Source organism: Modestobacter sp. I12A-02662, from assembly GCF_041028325.1.
In the GTDB taxonomy this organism is placed as follows: domain Bacteria; phylum Actinomycetota; class Actinomycetes; order Mycobacteriales; family Geodermatophilaceae; genus Modestobacter.
This window is the reverse complement of sequence record NZ_JABGDE010000003.1, coordinates 309716-323484: the sequence shown is the minus strand read 5'-3', so window position 1 is coordinate 323484 and position 13769 is coordinate 309716. Positions and strand designations below refer to the sequence as shown.

Genomic DNA, 13769 nt, shown 5'->3' with positions numbered 1-13769 from the left:
GCTCAGCCCGCGTTCGAGGTGGGCGGGACCCGGCGCAGCAGCGGGGACAGCCACCGGGCGCCGGAGCCCTCCCGGCTCGCGACGTCCCCCGGGTTGGACAGCGCGCACCGGTCCAGCGACAGGCACCCGCAGCCGATGCAGGAGTCCAGGCCGTCGCGGAGCTGGGTGAGCGCGGCGATCTGCGCGTCGAGCCGGTCGCGCCAGCCGCGGGAGAGCCGGGCCCAGTCCGCCGCCGTGGGTGGCCGCTCCCCGGGGAGCGTGTCCAGCGCGGCGCGGATCTCGGTGAGCGACAGCCCGACGTTCTGCGCGGCGCGCACGAACGCCAGCCGGCGGAGCACGCTGCGGGGGAACCGCCGGGCCCCGCCGCTGGTGCGGGTGGCCGTGACCAGCCCCTGCTGCTCGTAGTAGCGCAGCGCCGAGGGCGCCACGCCGGAGCGCGCGGACACCTGACCGATCGTCAGCAGCTCCACGGCCGACCCCCTTGACCTCAAGTCGACTTCACGTCCGAGCCTAGCCCCATGCAGACCTCCACCGCACTCGTCACCGGTGCCTCCCGCGGCCTCGGCCGCGCCCTCGCCACCGAGCTCGCCGCCCGCGGGTGGCGCCTCGTCCTCGACGCCCGGGACGGCGACCGGCTGGCCGCCGCCGTCACCGGCCTCCCCTCGTCCGACCTGGTCACCGCGCTGCCCGGCGACGTCGCCGACCCCGCCCACCGGGCCGCCCTCGCGGACGCCGTGGGCGACCGGCTGGACCTGCTGGTGCACAACGCCAGCGACCTCGGGCCCAGCCCCCTCCCACCGCTCGCCGACCTCCCCCTCGACGCGTTCACCCGCGTGCTGCAGGTCAACGTGGTGGCCCCGCTCGGGCTGACCCAGCTGCTGCTCCCGGCTCTCACCCGGGCCGGCGGCCGCGTGCTGGCGGTCAGCTCCGACGCCGCCGTCGAGGCGTATCCCGGCTGGGGCGGCTACGGCAGCAGCAAGGCCGCCCTCGACCACCTCGCCGCCGTCCTGGCCGCCGAGCACCCGGACCTGCGGGTGTGGGCGGTCGATCCCGGCGACATGGCCACCGACATGCAGCAGGCCGCGTTCCCCGGCGAGGACGTCAGCGACCGGCCGGCTCCGGAGACCGTCGTCCCCGCCCTCCTCCGGCTGGTCGAGGAGCGGCTGCCCAGCGATCGATACCGGGCGGCCTCCCTGCAGGGGCCCGCCGCGAGCTCGCGAGCGGTGGGGGGCAGGGAGGTCCTCCCACTCGCGCCGGCCGGAGCGGCCCGATGACCCCGCGGTTCACCCTCCCCCCGGACCGGGAGGCGACCGCGCCGGCCGAGTGGTCCGGCCGCAGCCGGGACGAGGTGCGCCTCATGGCGGTCTCCCCCGGCGAGGTCCGGCACACGCTGTTCCGCGACCTCCCGCTGCTGCTCCGGCCCGGCGACCTCGTCGTGGTCAACACCTCCGGCACGCTGCCCGCGCGGCTGGACGCCCGGCGGGCCGACGGCGTCGTCGTGCCGCTGCACGTCTCGACCGAGCTGGACGACGGCGGCTGGGTCGTCGAGGTGCGCCGGCCGGACAACTCCGGGCCCGACCTCGGCGGCGAGCCCGGCGCCGCCCTGGGCCTGCCCGGCGGGCACCGGCTGACGCTGCGGGCCGGGTTCCCGGACCCGGCCCGCCCGGGGCGGCTGTGGCGGGCGGAGGTCACGCCCCGGACGCCGGCCGCGGCGTTCCTCGCCCGGCACGGCCGGCCGGTCCGCTACGGGTACGTGACCGGCGACGTCCCCCTGCAGGCCTACCAGAACGTCTACGCCACCGAGCTCGGCAGCGCCGAGATGGCCAGCGCCGGCCGCCCCTTCAGCGAGCGGCTGCTGGTCCGGCTGGTGGCCCGCGGCGTCGTCGTGGCGCCGCTGACCCTGCACACCGGGGTCAGCAGCCCGGAGGCGCACGAGCCGCCGGCCCCGGAGCGGTTCGCCGTCCCCGAGGTCACCGCCCGGCTGGTGGGCACGACCCGCCGCGCGGGCGGCCGGGTGGTCGCGGTGGGCACCACGGTCACCCGGGCGCTGGAGAGCGCCACCGGCGAGGACGGCGGGACCCGCCCGGCCGCCGGCTGGACCGACCTCGTGCTCGGCGCCGAGCGCCCGGCCCGGGTGGTCACCGGCCTGGTCACCGGGCTGCACGCCCCCGAGGCGAGCCACCTGGAGCTGCTCGAGGCGGTGGCCGGGGCCGGCCTGGTCGAGCGCGCCTACGCGGAGGCGGTGCGCGGCGGCTACCTGTGGCACGAGTTCGGCGACGCGATGCTCTTCCTGCCCTGACCACCCGTCATGCTGCAGGGGATGAGCACCCACGACGAACCCGCGGCCGCGACGCTCGAGGACCGGCTGCGCCTGCTGACCGAGGCGTCGGGACTGCCGGTCCCGCGGCTGGTGGTCGACCAGCCGCGGGGGCAGGAGCGGCTGCCCCAGTCCCGCGAGGCCGACGGCGAGCGGGTCGTGTCCGTGCCGCGGTCGCTGCTGACCGCCGGCCCGGCGCGGCAGTTCTGGCACCTCGCGGCCTGCCTGGGGCGCTGGGTATCGCCGGAGCCGGCGCGGCGCCACCGGCTGGGCGGCATCGGCCTGGTCGTCCTGCTCGTGGTGTACGTGGTCCTGCTGTTCGCGCTCGCGTCGGCCGTGCCGTGGCTGTGGATCACCGTGCTGCTGGCCTATCCGATCGGCGCGTGGACGATCCGCTGGGAGCGGCAGGCGATGGAGGCCGCCGGGCGCACCGTCCTCGCCGCGGCGGGGCACCCGCCGGTCGAGGTCGCCCGGGCGGCCTTCGGCGACGAGCCGGACCCGCCGTTCCTCAAGGCCCTGCTCGCCGGCGAGCCGACGCCGAGCCGGCGGATCCGGGCCGCGGAGCTCGACGCGGTCTGACGCCCACCTCCTCGGGGCGTGCGACCTGCCGGGTTCCGGCCAGCTGGAACCCGGGTCGGCCGGGCAGCGGGATGGTCCTCGGGCGAGCGGGTGGCGAGGCTCGAGCGGCCGGACCACCCGACCCCGGGAGTCCCGTGACCGGTCCGCACCCCCGCTCCTCGTCGTCCCGCCGGCTGGCCCGCGCCGCCGGCACCACCGCGCTGTGCGCCGCGCTCGGCATCGGCCTGCTCGCCCCCGCGGCCGCTTCCGCCGCGCCCCCGGAGGACGCGCCGCCCTCCGCGTCCGCGTTGCAGGCCGACCTCGACCGGCTGACCGGCCCCGGCGGGTTCCCCGGCGCGCTGGCCGCGGTGCGCGGGGCCGACGGCGAGGTGCACGACCTGACCGCCGGCGTCGGCGACCTGGCCACCCGCGCCCCCGTCCCGGTCGACGGCGAGGTGCGGATCGCCAGCAACACCAAGACGTTCGTGTCCGCCGTCGTCCTGCAGCTGGTGGGCGAGGGCCGGGTGCAGCTCGACTCCCCGGTCGAGACGTACCTGCCCGGGCTGCTCCGCGGAGAGGGCATCGATGGCCACGCGATCACCGTCCGCCAGCTGCTGCAGCACACCAGCGGCCTGCCCGAGTACGTCGACCAGCTCGTCCCGGACCTGGTCGACGGCGCCCCGCACCGCTTCGTCGAACCGCACCAGCTCCTGGCCGTCGCGCTGAGCCGGCCCGCGGTGTTCGCGCCCGGCACGGCGTGGCAGGACAGCAACACCAACTACGTGGTCGCCGGCCTGCTGGTGCAGGAGGTCACCGGCCGGCCGGTCGGCGAGGAGGTCACCCGCCGGGTGGTCGAGCCGCTGGAGCTGGCCGGCACGTACTGGCCGGCCGAGGGCGAGGTGTCGCTGCGCGGGGAGCACCCGCACGGGTACTTCGCCGCCGCGCCCGGCGACCGCTGGCCACCACGCTGAGCTGCGGGGTCGTGGCCTGGGGCCACGGGGACGACATCCCCGGCTACTCGACCCGCAACGCGGTGACCGCCGACGGCCGCGGCGCGGTGGTCGCGGTGACCGCCACCCCCACCTCGCTCGAGCAGTACGTGCAGGTCGAGGACGCCGTCGACGCCGCGATCTGCGGCTGGACCCTCAGGCCCGGAGCCGGGCGGCGGTGTCCTCGAGCAGGACCCGCCGCTCGGCCGGGTGGCGGCGCGGGCAGGAGGTGCACAGCGCCTCGTGCGGCACCCGGTACAGCAGGCAGCAGGAGGCCCGGCGGGTGAACCGCGCCCCGGCGACGTCCTCGTACCGCGGCGCGGGCAGCGGCGCGCCCACGGCCGCCGCGAGCGGCCCGGCCAGCGCGGCCGCGGTGGGCACGTCCCCGAGCGCGCGGCCCAGCGCGAGCAGCCGGTTGGCCAGCGAGTCGGTCGCGACGGCCCACAGCGGTCGCTCCCGCACGCCGCCGGCCCCGGCCACCGCGGCGACCACGGCGGCGAGGGTCCCGCGCAGCTCCCCGGCCAGGTCGCCGCGGCCGGCGGTCGCCGTCGCGGCCACCGGCGCGGCGCCCGCCCGCAGGTGCACGGCGGTGTCGTCGAGGCGCCCCGACAGCGGCCGGCCGGTGACCAGCCCGGCGAGCGCCGGGGTCAGCAGCACGCTGGACAGCGAGTACCACCACACGGTCGCCAGCACCCGCCGGTCGCCGGTGCCCGCCCGGACGGCGCGGACCGCCAGGACCTCCGCCGTCCAGCCCGGATCGGCGAGCAGGGTGCCGGGGACGGCAGCCGCACCCGGCGGGGGCAGCAGCCCGAGCGCGGCCGCCCCGGGCACCCGGGCCACGACCGCCGCCGCGGCGCCGTCGTCGCGCGCTGCGCCGTCCACCCGGCCAGTCTGCCGGGGGCCGCCGGCAGACCGCACGCTGCCTGGAGGGGACGCGGACGTGACCGGGGTCATAGGGTCAGGACCGAGTCGGTGTCGCCTCGGGGGCGGCGCCCGGACGGCGGAGGTGGCGCATGAGCGATACAGAGGCCGGCACCCAGGCGCAGGGCCTGACCCACGAGTTGCCCGAGGGCGGGTTCCCGCCACCGGAGGCGTTCGCGGCGGCCGCGAACGCGGGTCCCGACGTCTACGAGCGTGCGGCCGCGGACCGGGTGGGCTTCTGGGAGGAGCAGGCCCGCCGGCTGGACTGGGCGCAGGAGTGGGACCAGGCGCTGGACTGGAGCAACCCGCCGTTCGCGAAGTGGTTCGTCGGCGGGAAGCTGAACGTCGCGGTCAACTGCGTGGACCGGCACGTCGACGCGGGGCACGGCGAGCAGGTGGCCTACCACTGGATCGGTGAGCCCGGGGACACCCGCACGATCACCTACGCCCAGCTCAAGGACGAGGTCTGCAAGGCGGCGAACGCGCTGGTGGAGCTCGGCGTGCAGGCCGGGGACCGGGTGGCGCTGTACATGCCGATGATCCCCGAGGCCGTCGTCTCGATGCTGGCCTGCGCCCGGATCGGCGCGGTCCACATGGTGGTCTTCGGCGGCTTCTCCCCCGACGCGCTGGCCAGCCGGATCACCGACGCCGACGCCAAGGTGGTCATCACCGCCGACGGGGGCTACCGGCGGGGCGCACCCAGCGGGCTCAAGCCCAACGTCGACGAGGCGCTCACCAAGACCGAGGGCGTGCGCACCGTGCTCGTCGTCCGGCGCACCGGGCAGGACGTCGAGATGTCCGAGGGCCGCGACGTCTGGTGGTCCGACCTCGTGGACCGCCAGTCGACCGAGCACGCCGCGGAGGCGTTCGACGCCGAGCACCCGCTCTACATCATGTACACGTCCGGGACGACGGCGCAGCCCAAGGGCATCCTGCACACCTCGGGCGGCTACCTGACCCAGGTCAGCTACACCCACTGGGCGAGCTTCGACATCAAGCCCGACACCGACGTCTTCTGGACGGCGGCCGACGTCGGCTGGGTCACCGGCCACAGCTACATCGTCTACGGGCCGCTCTCCAACCGGGCCACCTCGGTCATGTACGAGGGCACCCCGGAGACCCCGCACCGCGGCCGCTGGTGGGAGATCGTGCAGGAGTACGGCGTCACGATCCTGTACACCGCCCCGACCACGATCCGCACCTTCATGAAGTGGGGCGAGGACGTCCCGGCCGGCTTCGACCTCTCCTCGCTGCGGCTGCTCGGCTCGGTCGGTGAGCCGATCAACCCCGAGGCGTGGCTCTGGTACCACAAGAACATCGGCGGCGGTCGCTGCCCGGTCGTGGACACCTGGTGGCAGACCGAGACCGGCGCCCACATGGTCAACCCGCTGCCGGGCGTGACCACGCTCAAGCCCGGTTCGGCGCAGCGGCCGTTCCCCGGCATCGGCGTGAAGGTGGTCGACGAGGAGGGCAACCCGATCGAGCCCGGCGCCACCGGGTACCTGGTGCTGACCGACCCGTGGCCGTCGATGCTGCGCACGATCTGGGGCGACGACGAGCGGTACAAGGACACCTACTGGTCGCGCTACGGCCAGGGCATCTACTTCGCCGGCGACGGGGCCAAGCTCGACGAGGACGGCGACATCTGGCTGCTCGGCCGGGTCGACGACGTCATGAACGTCTCCGGCCACCGGATCTCCACCACCGAGGTGGAGTCGGCGCTGGTCAGCCACCCGACCGTCGCCGAGGCAGCGGTGGTGGGCGCCACCGACCCCACCACCGGGCAGGGCATCGTCGCGTTCGTGATCCTCCGCGGGGACGCCGTCGACTCCGGCGAGGACCTGGTCAAGGCGCTGCGGCAGCACGTCCGCAAGGAGATCGGCCCGATCGCCTCGCCCCGGCAGATCATGGTGGTCGCCGAGCTGCCGAAGACCCGCTCGGGCAAGATCATGCGCCGCCTGCTGCGCGACGTGGCCGAGAACCGCGACCTCGGCGACGTCACCACGCTCACCGACTCCTCGGTGATGGACCTGATCAGCGCCAACCTGCCGGCCGCGTCGTCGGAGGACTGAGAAAGGACCCCCTCCCCCCCACCCCTCGCAAGCTCGGGGCGGTGCCCTGGAGGGGGCCGCCTCGGACCGCCTCCACGACGCTCGTGCTCTGAGTGCACAGACGACTCAGAGCACGAGCGTCGCCGCGCGTCCCTCCGCCGGGTGGTCCTGGATCGGCGGCCGGAGCCGTCATGCGGCACGATCATCCCCAGTCCACCGAGCCGGGTCGCCGACCTGCGCCGACCAGGGAGGAGCCCATCCGTGGCCCACAGCGCACCGCTGCACCGGCTGGCGGGATCGTCCGCCGCTTCCGCCGAACCCTCCGTCGGTGCCCTCGCGCAGAGCGCGATGGCCGACGTCTCCACCCTCATCCGGTCGGAGATCGAGCTGGCGAAGGCCGAGATCGGCAGCTCGGCGAAGCGGGCGGGGGTGAGCGTCGGCTCGTTCGCCGTCGCCGGGGTCATGGCCGCCTTCGCCGCGGTCTTCTTCTTCATCGCGCTGGCCGAGTTCCTGACCTGGCTGGGCCTGGCCCGCTGGGTCTCCTACCTGATCGTCTTCTTCCTGCTCCTGCTGATCGCCGGGGTCGCCGGGCTGATCGGCCTGCGCATGCTCAAGAAGATCGAGAAGCCGGCGCGGACGCTGGAGACGCTGCACGACCTGCCCGACGTCGTCCGCCGGGAGCAGCCCGGCCAGCGGAAGCGCGACCTCCCCACCGTGCGCGACGGCCAGGTCGTCCGGCAGGACCCGCACGCCCGCCTCACCTGACCCCCGGACGCCGGTGACGAGCCCCGAGGACGGACCGCCCGACGCCACCAGCGTCCTGCTGCCCGGTCCCTGGACCCACCGGGACGTCTCGGCCAACGGGGTGCGCCTGCACGCCGCCGAGGCCGGGGAGGGCCCGCTCGTGCTGCTGCTGCACGGGTTCCCCGAGTTCTGGTGGGCCTGGCGGTCGCAGCTGACCGGCCTGGCCGCGGCCGGGCTCCGGGTCGTCGCCCCCGACCTGCGGGGCTACGGCGCGAGCGACAAGCCGCCGCGCGGCTACGACCTGCCGACCGCGGCCGCCGACGCCGCCGCCGTGGTGCGCGCGCTCGGGGAGCAGGACGCCGTCGTCGTCGGCGCCGACTGGGGCGGTCTGGTGGCCTGGACGATGGCCGCGCTGCACCCGCGCAGCGTGCGCCGGCTGGTGGTCGTCGGCACCGCCCACCCCCGCCAGCTGCGCAGCTCGATGGCGGACCGCCGGCAGCGCCGGGCGCTGGCCCACGCCCTCCGCTTCCAGCTCCCCCGGCTGCCCGAACGCCGGCTCACCCGCGCCGACGACGACCCGGTCGCCGAGCTCATGCGCCGGTGGGCCGGGCCGTCGTGGGTGCACACCGCCGACTTCGCCGAGGCGGTGCAGCGGTACCGCTCCGCCACGCGGATCCCGCAGGCCGCCTACGGCGCGATGGAGTACTACCGCTGGGCGGGCCGCTCCCAGCTGCGCCCCGACGGGCTCCGCTTCGCCCGGCGGATGGCCGCGCCGATCACCGCGCCGACCCTGCAGCTGCACGGCGCCGCGGATCCGTACGTCCTCCCGCGCACCGCACAGGGCTCGGGCCGCTACGTGGCCGGCGCCTACGAGTGGCGCGAGCTGGCGGGGATCGGCCACTTCCCCCACGAGGAGGCCGCCGAGGAGGTCACCACCGCCATCACCACCTGGGCGAGGTGACGGACTGGAAAGGCCCCCGTGCAGGGACCCGCTGCGGCGGGGTCCGCTTACTCGCAGGCGCCGGTGTCGACCAGCGCGGTGGCGCCGATCCCGGTGTCCGCCGCGACGGCGACCTCGGCCCGGGTCAGCGCGTAGCCGGTGTCCGGGTCGTCGATGGCAGAGGCGAAGACCACGCCGAGGACGGTGCCGTCGGCGGCGAACAGCGGACCGCCCGAGTTGCCGGCGCGCACCTGCCCGTGCAGGGCGTACACCTCGCGCTCGACGGTCCCGGTCGCCCGGAAGTCGGGCCCGCTGATCTCCCCGCGGTCACGGACCCGGGCCGGCCCGACGTACAGCCCGCCACCGCCGGGGTAGCCCATGACGATCGCGTCGGCACCGGTGTCGACCGGTGCCGGTGTCCAGGTCAGCGGCACCTGCGGCAACCCGGGGACGGCGAGCACCGCGACGTCGGTCGCCTCGTCGACGAAGACCGGGACGGCGTCGTAGGTCTCGCCCTCGGCGGTGACCACCGCCTCGTCCACGCCGGCCAGCACGTGCGCGTTGGTCATCACCCGCTGCGGGGCGTAGACGAAGCCGGACCCGTCGATCTGCCGGGAGCAGGAGGTGGCGATGCCGCGGATCTGCACCACCGATCCCTGCACCCGGCCGACGATCGGGCTGGCCTGCAGCGCCGGGTCGGGCGCGGGGACCTCGCGGGCCTGGGTGGGCGTCAGCGGGTCCAGCACGTCGGGCAGGCCCCGCCGGTCGATCGCCTCGCGCAGCGAGTCGTACAGCGTGCGCACCTTGCCGGGGACGGCATGGTCGACCGCCTGCACCAGCGCCGACTGCCGCACCTGCCCGGACACCCCCGGGAACGGCGAGCTGGCCAGCGGCGTGGCCACCATCCACGCGACGAGCAGGACGGCGACCGAGGACAGCACCGCCCCGGCCACGGCGTCGACCATCCGGGCCGGCTCCCAGGTGACCCGCCGGCGCACCGCCCGGCCGACCAGCCCCGCGACCAGCTGCCCCAGCAGGGCCCCGGCGAGCACCACGACGAGGGCCACGAACACCCGGGTCACCGACGACTCGGCGAGCTGGTCGGCCAGCGGGCCGGAGAGCTGGGCGCCGAGCACCGCGCCCCCGAAGAAGCCGACGAACGACGTCGCGGCGATGATCAGCCCTTGCCGGAAGCCGGACAGGGCGAACAGCAGGGCCAGCGCGATGAGCGCCACGTCCACCAGGGACATCGCCCGGTCAGCCCGTGACCGTCATCGTGCCCACCTGACCGAGCCGGAGGTGGAAGGTGCACTCGAACTGGTAGTCCCCCGGTGCCGTCACGGTGAACTCGATGGTCTCGCTCTGGCCGGGGCCGAGCACCGGGATGCGCTCGGCGATGGGGGCGGGCCCCTGCCCCTCGCTGAACTCGAAGTTGTGGGTCATCTGCTCGGCGATGTTGCGGACCGTCACGCGCACCGTCCCCGGCGCCACGGTGAACGTCGCCGGCGTGAAGACGTAGTCGTCGCCGGTCTCGAGGGTGACCTCCTGGACGCCGGCGTCGTCGGTGGTGACCGTGCCGACGTCCGCGGCGGTGGCGCGGGTCGGCTCGGGCAAGGTGGGTTCCCGGTTGGTGCAGCCGCTCAGGACCGCCAGCAGCAGGACCAGCGCCCCGAGGCGGGCACGGCGGGACGCGGACGGGGGCCGGCCGGACCGGGTCCCGGGGGGAGCTGCGCTCATCGCCCCGGAACCGTACGCGCGGTACCTGGCTGTCCGGCGTCGTCGGCCACCGTCGGCGCGGCGCGGTCGGCCAGGTCGTCGTCCAGCGGCTCGTCGTCCGGCGTGCTCTCCAGCGGCCCGGCCGGCAGCAGCTCCAGCGGCCGGACGTCGCGCTGGTCCCACGGGCGGTTGAGCCCGGCGGCCTCCAGGACGGCGTCGAGCAGGCCCGCGGTGAACCCCCACACGACCATGTCGGCCACGCCGAACGCCGGACCCACGTAGCCCGACGGGTGCCGCACGCGGAACCTGTTGGCCGGCTCGACCAGTTCGGCGAGCGGGACCCGGGCCACCCGGGCGACCTCCCGGGGGTCGCCGACGGTGACGTCGCGCGGGTCGTCCCACCAGCCGACGACCGGCACGACCAGGTTGTCCGACGGCCCGAGGAACAGCTCGGGCAGCGTGACCAGCACCCGGACCCCCGCCGGGTCGATGCCGGCCTCCTCCTCCGCCTCGCGCAGCGCGGTGCCCACCGGGTAGTCGTCCCCGGGGTCGGCGCCGCCGCCGGGGAACGCGGGCTGGCCGGCGTGGCTGCGCAGGTGCGGCGACTTCTCGATCAGCAGCACGTCCGGCCCGGCCGGGCCCTCACCGAGCAGGATGAGCACCGCCGAACGGCGGGCGCTGGCCGAGGGCCGGCCGTGCCGGTGCTGCAGCGGCAGGTCGGCCGCGGCGGCGACCAGCCGCCGGACGTGCTCGGGGAGCCCGGTGAGCTCCTCGGCGGGCCTCACAGCTGCACGTCCAGGTGCTCGCCGACGAGCTGCTCGAACTCCGCCAGCGACTCCACCTGACCGACCTCGACGTGGGCGATCGACCCGTCGGCGGCGAGGAAGAGGGTGTAGGGCAGCGCCGCGAACCCGAGCGCGGTCATCGCCGTCCCGTCGCCGTCGAAGGCGCTCGGGAAGGTCACGTCGGCGTCCGCGGCGAAGGAGGTCGACTGCGGGACGCCGTCCTGGCTGGCCACACCGACGACCCGCAGCCGGTCGCCGGCGGCGTCGGCCAGCTGCTGGACCAGCGGCAGCTCCTCGCGGCACGGGCCGCACCAGCTCGCCCAGAGGTTCACCACCGTGGGCGTCCCCTGGGCGCGGTCGAAGTCCAGGGTGCCGCCGCTGAAGCAGGGCAGCGCGATGCCGGACAGGTCGGTGGTCGCGGCGGGCTGGTCGGGCTGCTCGGCGCAGGCGGTGAGGCCGGTGTCGACGTCGGCGACCGCCGTGCTCGCCGGCGCGGCGTCCGGCCCGCCGGCGGCGGTGGACGTGCAGCCGGCGAGCAGCGCCGGGACACCGGTCACCAGGGCGCCGGTCAGCAGGGCGGCGCGGGCCCGGGGGCGGCGGCTCACTCGGTGTCCGAGGCGGCCGGGGACCTCACCAGCTTCGCCGCGGCCTCCGGGTCGAGCGGCCCGATGCCGAAGCTCGGGCACCAGGCGGCCAGCCCGCACGCCCCGCAGGCGGGCTTCTTGGCGTGGCACACGCGGCGGCCGTGGAAGATCACCCGGTGGGAGAAGATCGTCCACTCCTTCTTCGGGATGATCTCGGCGATCTGCGCCTCGACCTTGACCGGGTCCTCCTCCGCCGTCCAGCCGAACCGGCGCACCAGCCGGCCGAAGTGGGTGTCGACGGTGAGGCCCGGGACGCCGAAGGCGTTGCCCAGCACCACGTTGGCGGTCTTGCGCCCCACGCCGGGCAGCGTGACCAGGTCCGCCAGCCGGCCGGGGACCTCCCCGTCGAACCGCTCGACCAGCGCCTGCCCCAGCCCGATCACCGAGTTGGCCTTGGCCCGGAAGAACCCGGTGGGCTTGAGGATCTGCTCGAGCTCGGCGCGGTCGGCGCCGGCGTAGTCGGCGGCGGTCGGGTACCGGGCGAACAGCCGCGGGGTGACCTTGTTGACCATCTTGTCCGTGGTCTGCGCGGACAGCACGGTGGCCACCAGCAGCTCCAGCGGGGTGGTGAAGTCCAGTTCGCAGTGCGCGTCCGGGTGGATGACCGCCAGCTCGCGGGCCATCCGGCGGGCCCGCCGGGTGCGGGCGAGCGGGCTCTCCGCGGGGTCGAAGGCACCCACGCCGAGGCGGGCCACCGGGCCGGGACGGCGGGCGCGCACCGGCCGCGCGTAGGGCGAGGTGCCGGCGGGCTCGGCGGACTGGGACACGCACTGCAGGGTAGGCGTCGGCACCGACGCCCACTGCCGGTCATACTCGTCGGTGGTGCACGGTCCGGCTCCGCGCTGGGTACGTCCCCCACCGAACGACGGACGTCGTCTCTCCCCCCGGGCCGCCCAGCCCGGAAGACGCCGCCGAGGAGGTTCCCGTGGTCGCCCTCGTCGTCATCCTGTTCCCTCCGCTGCTGATCGCGTTCCTGCTGGTCATGGAGCGGGTGGAGGAGCCCCTGCGGCGCCCCACCTCACAGCGCGAGGTCGAGGACTTCCTCGACTCCGCGACCGCCGGCGAGGTCGGCACGCTCGCCACCTCCGGCATCCGCCGGGCCATGAGCCGGTGGCGGGACCGCCGCCGCGGACGCGCCCGCCGCTCACCCGAGCCGGCGCTCACCGACTGGGAGCACAAGCACCCGGAGCACAGCCGCCAGTCAGGGTGATCGAGATCTCACATCCGGTCCCTCAGGACCACCCTCCGGCCAGGGGCTACCACTCAGAGTGGGCACCCCGGTGACGCACCGCACCGGTGAGTCTGGCCACAGGCCCTAGACTCTCCGAGGACGCGGGTCGCCATCGCACCCGTGAGGACGTTCGAGAGGTGCACGTGGACGAGGTACTTGCCCAGTCCGGTCTCTTCCAGGGGCTGTCGGAGGAGTCCGTCGAGCCGGTGGCCAGCTCCCTCGAGACGGTGACGCTGCCACGCGGCCGAGTGGTCTTCAACGAGGGCGAGTCGGGCGACAGCCTCTACGTCGTGCTCTCCGGCAAGATCAAGCTGTCCCGGCGGGCGCCGGACGGCCGGGAGAACGTGCTGGCCGTCATGGGTCCGTCCGACCAGTTCGGTGAGCTGTCGGTGTTCGACCCCGGTCCCCGCACGGCGACGGCGACGGCGGTGACCGACGTGCGGCTGGCGAAGATGCCGCAGTCGATGCTGCGGCCGTGGATCGAGGCCCACCCCGAGATCGGTGAGCGCCTGCTGCAGGTGCTGGCCCGGCGGCTGCGGCGCACCAACGACTCCGTCGCCGACCTCATCTTCACCGACGTGCCGGGCCGGGTCGCCAAGGCGCTGCTGCAGATGGCCGACCGGTTCGGCAGCCGGGAGAGCGACGGCCTGCGGGTCAAGCACGACCTCACGCAGGAGGAGCTGGCCCAGCTGGTCGGCGCCTCGCGGGAGACGGTCAACAAGGCGCTGGCCGACTTCGTGCACCGCGGCTGGATCCAGCTGCAGGGCAAGTCGGTCGTCGTCCTCGACGAGGAGCGCCTGCGCCGCCGCGCGCGCTGACGTCCCGACAGCCGGCGAAGGGCCCCACTCCACCCGGAGCGGGGCCCTTCGCCGT

General features: G+C 75.6%; 16 protein-coding genes. 9 read left to right on the top strand and 7 right to left on the bottom strand.

Annotated features, from left to right (window positions below):
- Positions 1 to 2: 2 nt before the first annotated feature.
- Complete coding sequence (gene soxR / locus HL189_RS04355; protein WP_369132476.1) at positions 3 to 470, bottom strand: redox-sensitive transcriptional activator SoxR; 468 nt, start codon at positions 468 to 470, stop codon at positions 3 to 5.
- A gap of 48 nt (positions 471 to 518) precedes the next feature.
- Between soxR and HL189_RS04350 the strand changes: the two genes are divergently transcribed.
- The 4 genes from HL189_RS04350 (at position 519) to HL189_RS04335 (ending at position 3846) form a co-directional block, all read left to right on the top strand.
- Positions 519 to 1274: an SDR family NAD(P)-dependent oxidoreductase gene (locus tag HL189_RS04350; RefSeq protein WP_369132475.1), complete on the top strand. Its 756-nt coding sequence runs from the start codon at positions 519 to 521 to the stop codon at positions 1272 to 1274.
- Complete coding sequence (locus HL189_RS04345) at positions 1271 to 2299, top strand: S-adenosylmethionine:tRNA ribosyltransferase-isomerase (protein WP_369132474.1); 1029 nt, start codon at positions 1271 to 1273, stop codon at positions 2297 to 2299. Before HL189_RS04350 ends, HL189_RS04345 begins: the two co-directional genes overlap by 4 nt.
- 21 nt (positions 2300 to 2320) lie before the next feature.
- Complete coding sequence (locus HL189_RS04340; protein ID WP_369132473.1) at positions 2321 to 2896, top strand: hypothetical protein; 576 nt, start codon at positions 2321 to 2323, stop codon at positions 2894 to 2896.
- Between the two features lie 134 nt (positions 2897 to 3030).
- A complete protein-coding gene (locus HL189_RS04335) occupies positions 3031 to 3846 on the top strand; it encodes a serine hydrolase domain-containing protein (protein WP_369132472.1) in 816 nt (271 codons plus the stop codon).
- Positions 3847 to 4020: 174 nt separating this feature from the next.
- Here the strand turns inward: HL189_RS04335 and HL189_RS04330 are convergent, their stop codons facing one another.
- Positions 4021 to 4746: a (2Fe-2S)-binding protein gene (locus HL189_RS04330; protein ID WP_369132471.1), complete on the bottom strand. Its 726-nt coding sequence runs from the start codon at positions 4744 to 4746 to the stop codon at positions 4021 to 4023.
- Between the two features lie 131 nt (positions 4747 to 4877).
- Here HL189_RS04330 and acs point away from each other — a divergent pair, with 131 nt between their 5' ends.
- The 3 genes from acs to HL189_RS04315 all read left to right on the top strand — a co-directional run bounded on the left by acs (position 4878) and on the right by HL189_RS04315 (position 8541).
- The gene (acs, locus tag HL189_RS04325; protein WP_369132470.1) at positions 4878 to 6857 is read left to right on the top strand and encodes an acetate--CoA ligase; all 1980 of its coding nucleotides are present in this window, start codon (positions 4878 to 4880) and stop codon (positions 6855 to 6857) included.
- A gap of 240 nt (positions 6858 to 7097) precedes the next feature.
- A complete protein-coding gene (locus HL189_RS04320) occupies positions 7098 to 7601 on the top strand; it encodes a phage holin family protein (protein ID WP_369132469.1) in 504 nt (167 codons plus the stop codon).
- Between the two features lie 13 nt (positions 7602 to 7614).
- Complete coding sequence (locus HL189_RS04315) at positions 7615 to 8541, top strand: alpha/beta fold hydrolase (RefSeq protein ID WP_369132468.1); 927 nt, start codon at positions 7615 to 7617, stop codon at positions 8539 to 8541.
- Positions 8542 to 8588: 47 nt separating this feature from the next.
- Here HL189_RS04315 and HL189_RS04310 read toward each other — a convergent pair whose 3' ends face one another.
- Genes HL189_RS04310 through nth form a run of 5 tightly spaced genes read right to left on the bottom strand, consistent with a single transcriptional unit; the run spans position 8589 to position 12432 of the window.
- Positions 8589 to 9770: a MarP family serine protease gene (locus HL189_RS04310; RefSeq protein WP_369132467.1), complete on the bottom strand. Its 1182-nt coding sequence runs from the start codon at positions 9768 to 9770 to the stop codon at positions 8589 to 8591.
- Positions 9771 to 9777: 7 nt separating this feature from the next.
- Entirely contained in the window at positions 9778 to 10257 is a 480-nt protein-coding gene (locus HL189_RS04305) for a plastocyanin/azurin family copper-binding protein (protein WP_369132466.1), read from the bottom strand.
- Complete coding sequence (locus HL189_RS04300; protein WP_369132465.1) at positions 10254 to 11021, bottom strand: CoA pyrophosphatase; 768 nt, start codon at positions 11019 to 11021, stop codon at positions 10254 to 10256. The genes HL189_RS04305 and HL189_RS04300 overlap by 4 nt, the downstream gene beginning before the upstream one ends.
- Positions 11018 to 11626 (bottom strand): TlpA family protein disulfide reductase, encoded by a 609-nt coding sequence (locus tag HL189_RS04295; RefSeq protein WP_369132464.1) that lies wholly within the window; start codon positions 11624 to 11626, stop codon positions 11018 to 11020. The genes HL189_RS04300 and HL189_RS04295 overlap by 4 nt, the downstream gene beginning before the upstream one ends.
- Complete coding sequence (gene nth / locus HL189_RS04290) at positions 11623 to 12432, bottom strand: endonuclease III (protein WP_369132463.1); 810 nt, start codon at positions 12430 to 12432, stop codon at positions 11623 to 11625. Before nth ends, HL189_RS04295 begins: the two co-directional genes overlap by 4 nt.
- 158 nt (positions 12433 to 12590) lie before the next feature.
- Here nth and HL189_RS04285 point away from each other — a divergent pair, with 158 nt between their 5' ends.
- Positions 12591 to 12875 carry a hypothetical protein gene (locus tag HL189_RS04285; protein WP_369132462.1) on the top strand — a complete coding sequence of 95 codons (285 nt, stop codon included), beginning with the start codon at positions 12591 to 12593 and terminating at the stop codon, positions 12873 to 12875.
- Between the two features lie 164 nt (positions 12876 to 13039).
- Positions 13040 to 13714, top strand: a complete 675-nt coding sequence (locus HL189_RS04280) for a Crp/Fnr family transcriptional regulator (protein ID WP_369132461.1) — start codon at positions 13040 to 13042, stop codon at positions 13712 to 13714.
- Positions 13715 to 13769 lie beyond the last annotated feature (55 nt).

Bases quoted from the DNA above. Each gene is read 5' to 3' on its own strand.
- acs (WP_369132470.1), top strand. From the start codon at position 4,878: ATGAGCGATACAGAGGCCGGCACCCAGGCGCAGGGCCTGACCCACGAG.
- HL189_RS04350 (WP_369132475.1), top strand. From the start codon at position 519: ATGCAGACCTCCACCGCACTCGTCACCGGTGCCTCCCGCGGCCTCGGC.
- HL189_RS04340 (WP_369132473.1), top strand. From the start codon at position 2,321: ATGAGCACCCACGACGAACCCGCGGCCGCGACGCTCGAGGACCGGCTG.
- HL189_RS04305 (WP_369132466.1), bottom strand. From the start codon at position 10,257: ATGAGCGCAGCTCCCCCCGGGACCCGGTCCGGCCGGCCCCCGTCCGCG.
- HL189_RS04345 (WP_369132474.1), top strand. From the start codon at position 1,271: ATGACCCCGCGGTTCACCCTCCCCCCGGACCGGGAGGCGACCGCGCCG.
- HL189_RS04310 (WP_369132467.1), bottom strand. From the start codon at position 9,770: ATGTCCCTGGTGGACGTGGCGCTCATCGCGCTGGCCCTGCTGTTCGCC.